Source organism: Holospora curviuscula (assembly GCF_002930195.1).
In the GTDB taxonomy this organism is placed as follows: Bacteria; Pseudomonadota; Alphaproteobacteria; order Holosporales; family Holosporaceae; genus Holospora; species Holospora curviuscula.
The window spans coordinates 1-1,512 of the sequence record NZ_PHHC01000027.1 but is presented as its reverse complement, the minus strand read 5'-3'; the positions used below and the strand labels follow the sequence as shown (position 1 = coordinate 1,512).

Below are 1,512 nucleotides of genomic sequence, written 5' to 3'. Positions count from 1 at the left end.
ACTGATACGGAATAAGATTATGCTTGATTTCACAATGAGTTTCTTCTATCCACACGCCGCGGGCGCCAGAAAAAAATACAGTAATGGCACACAAGAACAAGCGCTGAGGCGCTCAGCAGACGGTTTTAGCACGAAGATCCACGCTGTTAGGCAACCCCATCAGATTCATTTTATCGTCTGCTCAGTGCGCTGACTATACAAAAGTTCTTCATTTAATGGAGAATTTTTCACTTTAAAACGCTATTGATGGATAAAGGCTACCATACATTACATTGTATATTATGCTGGCAGCAACAAAGCCGTCATTCCCACGATCTATACAAAAAACCCAGAGAATTTGAGGCAGGTTTTTACACAGAACGCACTCTAGTCGAGCGAATGTTCAACACGTTAAAGATCGACACGCCCTGCTCATCAACAGCATACATTTTGTCTTTTGAAACAAGCGTTCCAAAGAAAAAAATAAAAACGCATATTTAAATTGGAGCGTTACTCTTTAAACTTTTCATAATTTTTACTAACAAAATATTTTTTTTAATATAAACGTAAATTTTTTTATCAAATATTAAATTAGTTCTATGGATTATCAAGCGGTCGGGGTTATTGGATACTTTATGAGTAACAGAGATAAAAAACTATTTAACCGCTCTGATATATTTAATGGATTATATTGTTGATTTTGGTTTGCTTGATTGACTTTTTAAGACTTTGTTTACTGAAGAACCAGCTCAATCTTTTCTCCGCTTTTAAACTTGGCAACGCTTTTTGCTTTCCTCGTATCGCTGATACTAAATTGTGTGGGATATATCCAATACCCAATGGAAAGAATGTTACATAGCCCAATGACTTCTAGAGTGTAACCCTAAACCAAGCTAACAAGTAGTCTCTTGTAATTTAATGAGAAAGCAGAAGTAAAAATGGGAAGAAGGATGATTAATGACATATTATGGAAAAAATTAGAGTGGTTTCGTGCGCCTAAAAATACTCTTCTTTTTGGGAATATCTTGGTAAAATTTACCAAAATTATAAATCATGGAAAATCACACATTGCCAAACCATACAGTTCTAAAGGGCGCTCCAGAGATGCGCCAACATCACTGAGGCAGCGACTCTAGCAATATAAAACAATTAACAGAGCTTACGCATTGTTTCTAAACAATATAGCCAAATACAGAGACAATGAATATTTTTCACTTAAGAGTTCACGGTATTCCATAGAGTTTAGGCGTCAAGGTTGTAGTGATGAAAGCAGGAGAAAAGTAAAGCATTTAAGAGATCTGGAAGCGTTTTAAAATCCTATATTCATGGATAAAAGGAGGCAGTATAGTCAAGCTTAGAGGTAATAAGAACCCGTGATCCAAAGGATTTAACAGATCATGAATAAACGCTCATTAAAAATCATTTCGAATGAGGCAAGTATAGTAATAGAAGTAAACACCAAAAGAAAGAGCGTGTTAACAGAGTATTTTACATAATAAAGAGCAGCTGCCCATGGCGAATGTTTTCTAAAGA

1 pseudogene is annotated in these 1,512 nt (G+C 35.6%); it reads left to right on the top strand.

Annotated elements, in window-relative coordinates:
- Positions 1 to 193 (top strand): annotated as a pseudogene (locus HCUR_RS08965) (hypothetical protein); the annotation flags it as partial.
- Positions 194 to 1,512 lie beyond the last annotated feature (1,319 nt).